The following is a 5,118-nucleotide window of genomic DNA, read 5'->3' as shown; positions in this document are numbered from 1 at the left end:
GCTTGATTGCGAATAAAAGACCTTGCTCTTGAACGATTACTTAAATATTTTGCGCGCTCTTTATTATTCTGCTGCCACCTTTTGTTAGCTTCAGTTTGAGGATTCCTATCTGTCATTTAAAAAACCTCCATATCAAAAACAACCCAATTACAAAAATAACTCCAATAATAAATGTGATTTTTTCTTTTTTCGTTGTTTTACGCACTTCTGTTTCGACTTTTAATTTTTTCATGGTATAATGAACACATAAGATGTTGAGGTGGCTCTTACCACCTCAACAGGAGAATTACTCTCCAAACTTTATTTTGATTGAGAACTTAATAAACAGAAGATTTATTTCTAAGGTAAATTCTGTTTTAAAAGTTCTCTTTTTCTTATGCTTCATTTCTCACCCCCTATAAATATATTATACTATGCATAGTATGCAAGGTCAACACTTTTATCATTTTTCTTTTAAATAAATGCAAAAAAACCACCTCGTGAGAGATGGTAAATAAAAAAGACTACCCGTAAATACGAGTAGCCTATCAGTAAATCAAAACATATCCAATCTGAGAGAACTAGATACATCAGTATATTAATTGTAAGGAGTTAAGAAATTAATATACTAACATTAGTCTAAGACAAGATAAAGTAAATTGCAATATTACTGCTGTGCAAACAAAAACCCACCGTGCGGTGGGGATTAGTTATATCAATTTTGAATTTGATATTGATTTGATGTAGTCTTCCATAAATTGCCAATCAGGAATATTTTCATTAGTAACGGGCAACATAATTTTTTGTGATGATAACCGCTTTGTTCCCATTTTATATCCATATGCATACTTATCTTTTTGTTGCATAATCATTGTGGTAATAAAGAGATTTACATTAATATTATTAGAGAAATCTGCGATTTTAATAAATCGAGTATCTCCCGAAAAATAGGCCGTGTAAGGGTGATAAAATGCGTATCCTACACTGCCATTTCGGTTTACTCCAATCACATTCTTTCCAACATATTTTTCTCTGTTAGAGGAATCAACATAATCTGTAATTCCGTTGTTTAGTGCGGAAGAACCAATGAAAGGCTGAGAGCCAGTTACGCGATTGTAAGATTCCCAATCGTGTCCACTTTGTATGATTTCAGAAATAGTTTTTATAGGAAATTCTTTCCAGTGAACTGAATGTAAATCTGTATCACTGGATTTAAGTGGTTCTAGCTCAGGAACTTCAATATTTTGCATTATATTCACAATATATTGTTCCATATAGTCCCAGTTAGGTTTTTTATCTTTATCAAGCGGAAGAACAATTTGGGTTGTTCTCATTCGTTTAGGACGCCATTTCCTACCATATGAAAATGGTTTGCCAGCTTCTCTGAGAATGCAAGACAAAAATAATCCTAATGCCTTATTGATAGTTTTGTTTTTTAGTGATAAAGAAGTAACATCGTGACTAGAGGTATACGTAGTTTCCATAAAATATACGTTCCCAACAGAACCATTGTTAGTTACTGCTAACCAATTTGGTCCAAACGTTTTATTGTTTATTGTGTTATCTATACTAGATCCCGTTTTAGACCACTGCTTTACGATCTCTATATCAGTAAATCCTGTGATTCCATTATTATTTTCTGTCGCTCCCAAGAAAGGAAGATTTCCATTTGTCATTGGTGGTTTCTTGTTGTAGAAACCATCTACAACATTGAAAATTTCTTGAATTGTGAAAGTCCCCCACTCTACTTCATTCAAATTTGGTAGAGTGGGATTTATTTTTTTGTTGATTCTCCCCACTCATCAAATAAGTAACCTCTACCATGAACTGTTTGATCAAATTTAAAAGCTAAATAATCTTGCACAGTTTTTTCAAATGCTTCAGGTTTTGGAATTGAATCATTAAAATAGAAGTAACTGTGTAACCATTCGTCTTCTGATGTGACCTGTGATTTCACCATAAAAGATGTTTCCATTGGAACGTCATAGAGTACCGTGTCTACCAACTGTTTTCTTTTTTGGGAAGCAGTCCCGTCATCTTGTAGTCCTAGGTGTTTTTTGACAACCCATCCATCATCTTTAAAATTGATAAATTTAACTTGTTTTTGTACAGGATGCGGTTGATTTGCTGCAAACAAAGCAACTACAGGTTGTACACCTGCACGTTGACCATGAAAAGTATTCGGATTGAGAGTAATTACAGCATCCAATGTATGATGCTCGAGTATTGCTTGTTTCATTTCTCGTTCAACTTTACTCTTTCCAGTCATAGTAGATTGTGGAACAATGACTGCAAGTTTTCCATTATGCGCACTTATATCCAATGCATGTTTTATAAAGTTAATTTCATATAAGTCAAAATTCCCTTTTGATCCTTGGCTGTATGGTGGATTCATCAATACTTTTGTAATAGGAACTTTACTTCCGTCATTAATGAAATCGTCTGACTTCTTTGAGAACATATTTGCTAACATTAGATTAGATTTTCCATCACCACGAAGAATCATATTGGTTGTAGCAACAGTATACATTTTTTCCTGCATTTCAATACCAAATAGTTGGTGTTGTTTAATATGAGAATTTGTATTTATTGATCCTTCAGTTAAGGGCTCTTTCATCATTCGATTCATAGCACTAATAAGAAACGCACCACTTCCAGCTGTTGGGTCAAGAACGTAATCGTTTCTTCCGATTTGGATAAGCTCTGCCATAAGGCTAGTAATGTGTTTAGGTGTTAACACAATCCCTAACCCATTGCCATCGCTATCGCCGTATTTTACAAACTCTCCATAAAAATTCCCTAAAATATCAAATTCGGTATTGTTTTTAAAATGATCTAATACATCTTTTTGTAAAATAGAGGCAAAATAATGAAGTGGGGTAACCCCTAAATCTTTTCGTTTTTCATTCAATGCGACGTTTGTTTGAATAAAATTAAACTTATTTAACACAATATTACGTTTTTCTTCTGGAAGTATATCTTTGTCTTCCATATAATCTTTTATACTTCTATAGATGCGTGCGCCATCAGTGGGGCGTTTATGACCTTTAAGTTCATCAATTGATATTTTTTTACTATCAAGTGCCAATAAAATGGCACTCACAACCGTAGCCTTGTTTTCTCCTTCTAAGCTAGCATAATTTCTTAAATCTTCATGAAGTTGTGCAGCTACTTTCTTTAATTCTAATTCGTCTTTTTGATCTTTAGACAAATTCCCTAAAACGTTTACACCATACCACTCATCGAATTTAATGAGAGACAGAACGCTCCAATCAGGAAGTGAACCTATGCTTTTAATATTAGTATTTTCACCATTATTCGATACAAGATAAACGAGTACTCCTCTAGAATCAGAAGTACCGGTTGCACCAATTGCAATCACTTCTTTAAAATTAGTTGTTTTCTCAACTATATGTTTGGCATAGTGGACTGCTCCGTTTACTGCATAGTTAGCAGTCGCTTTAGGAATAGATAAGTCTACTTCATTATGCTCGTCCAATAAAATAAGATTAGAAGTTGAAGGTTTATCTTCGACAACAACTAATGTATCGTTCACCAAAAAAACAAATTCAGGTTTCCCTGAACCCATACCACCCTGTTTACTCGCGTTTTTTAAAGCTACTTTAACTTCCTTAATAGAAGATGTTTGCTCAGTAAAATCAATCTCTAATTTTTCTATCTCTCGTCTGACCCATTGGTCAACTATAGTTTTTTCATTTGGCATTTAATTGCTCCCTTTTATCCATTTCGTCACGTAACATCAATAAATCTTCTTCAGTTCCATATTTTTGAATAAAAGTCCTTGCAATGGATCTTTTTCTAAGATATCTGGCTTTTTCAGGATTTTTACTTTGCCATTTTTTATTCGCAATTGTTTGACGTTTCATAAATCACCTCAATATAATTATACTACAAGTAGTATAAAAAGTAACGAAAAAATCCACCATCATCTCTGATAGTGGAGGGAATTTATGAAAAAGATTAATTATTTGGGATGAATCGATAGTATAGTGGGAAGCTTAAACAGGGCTTAAAGGCAAACAAAAAAAGCCCTTGTAAATTAATACAAGGGCGTTGGTGTTAATCTGTCAATGCTGGAATTTTGTCGTAATCTTCAATACATGCTTTTGCTTCTTTAACGTTAACCGCTGGATTCCACTGTGCTAAGCGCAAATGAAACGGTACGTCTTTTGAAGACTGCTGCCTAAATACTGGCTTACCAGTCGTATATTTATTGATAGTATCGAGCCACTCATAATCACGTCTTGTTGGTAGATTAATAAAGCCTGTTTCCATGGACCAAAACCACACACTGTCTTTTACGAAAGGTGCTTTGAAACTATCATCTTTAATTCTTACAATTGCTTGAATTGCCATATCACTTTCCCTCTTTCTTTTTTCTTCAGCTAATCGTTTTTTCTCAGCTTCTGCTTTCTTTTGGCGTTCTATCTCGGCGATAATACGCAGTGCCTCTTCCTCTTCCGCTTTTCTGATTGCTTCAGCTGCAGCTCGATTCTGTGCATCAATTTCAGCTTGTGTTTCTTGTGGCGTTTTAAGAATCTTACGACCATCACAACCGATTGACCAACCGAGATATCTTACTGGATTTGTGCCGCTAAACCAGTTAGCCAACTCTTGCAATGAGCCATATGGATACCTAGCACCTCGGTGTACCTCACTATCGTGAATCTGCATTGCACCATTCTCACCAATGAAAGCCAGCGCCACGTGACCATATCCAGTCCAATAACCACTTGTAATCTCCCAGAATAAAACAACCCAGACATTCGTTGGAAAATCCGTATCGTTCCTAATCCAACCTCTGGACTGTGCTGCGCTGTAGGCAATCTGTGCGCTGTAGGTTCGCTCTGTTGCGTTGATAGCATTATCAACATACTGTAAGCACATGCCAGCAGATGCGTCAATATCTATATTCGGGATATACGTCTGTTCGTATGCCATACTTCCTCCTTTCAAAAAGACACAAGCTATTTGCTCGTGTCGTCGTTGTTTTTAATTACATCAATAAATTTTTGAAAAATTTCTGTCGGCGTGCCTAGTTTCTGATAATTTTCAAAAATAGATTTAATTTCCATTAATAGATATCCAATATATAAAGTGTAAAGCAATGCTGTACCC

General features: G+C 34.9%; 5 protein-coding genes. All 5 read right to left on the bottom strand.

Annotated elements, in window-relative coordinates; genetic code table 11:
- Positions 1-689: 689 nt before the first annotated feature.
- Positions 690-1,778: a restriction endonuclease subunit S gene (locus HOY35_RS13530; protein ID WP_172214552.1), complete on the bottom strand. Its 1,089-nt coding sequence runs from the start codon at positions 1,776-1,778 to the stop codon at positions 690-692.
- Positions 1,754-3,703 (bottom strand): class I SAM-dependent DNA methyltransferase, encoded by a 1,950-nt coding sequence (locus HOY35_RS12055; protein WP_172214554.1) that lies wholly within the window; start codon positions 3,701-3,703, stop codon positions 1,754-1,756. The genes HOY35_RS13530 and HOY35_RS12055 overlap by 25 nt, the downstream gene beginning before the upstream one ends.
- Positions 3,693-3,866, bottom strand: coding sequence for a hypothetical protein (locus HOY35_RS12050; protein ID WP_172214556.1), 174 nt, complete (start codon positions 3,864-3,866; stop codon positions 3,693-3,695). Before HOY35_RS12050 ends, HOY35_RS12055 begins: the two co-directional genes overlap by 11 nt.
- A gap of 193 nt (positions 3,867-4,059) precedes the next feature.
- Entirely contained in the window at positions 4,060-4,941 is an 882-nt protein-coding gene (locus HOY35_RS12045; protein WP_172285842.1) for a hypothetical protein, read from the bottom strand.
- Between the two features lie 26 nt (positions 4,942-4,967).
- Positions 4,968-5,118, bottom strand: a 151-nt coding sequence (locus tag HOY35_RS12040) for a phage holin family protein (protein ID WP_172285844.1), incomplete at its 5' end; no start/stop codon positions are given.

Source organism: Enterococcus sp. MMGLQ5-1 (assembly GCF_013155265.1).
GTDB lineage: Bacteria > Bacillota > Bacilli > Lactobacillales > Streptococcaceae > MMGLQ5-1.
Note: the sequence above shows the minus strand (reverse complement) of the source record. Positions and strands in the feature narration are given on the sequence as shown.

Bases quoted from the DNA above. Each gene is read 5' to 3' on its own strand.
- HOY35_RS12055 (WP_172214554.1), bottom strand. From the start codon at position 3,703: ATGCCAAATGAAAAAACTATAGTTGACCAATGGGTCAGACGAGAGATA.
- HOY35_RS12050 (WP_172214556.1), bottom strand. From the start codon at position 3,866: ATGAAACGTCAAACAATTGCGAATAAAAAATGGCAAAGTAAAAATCCT.
- HOY35_RS12045 (WP_172285842.1), bottom strand. From the start codon at position 4,941: ATGGCATACGAACAGACGTATATCCCGAATATAGATATTGACGCATCT.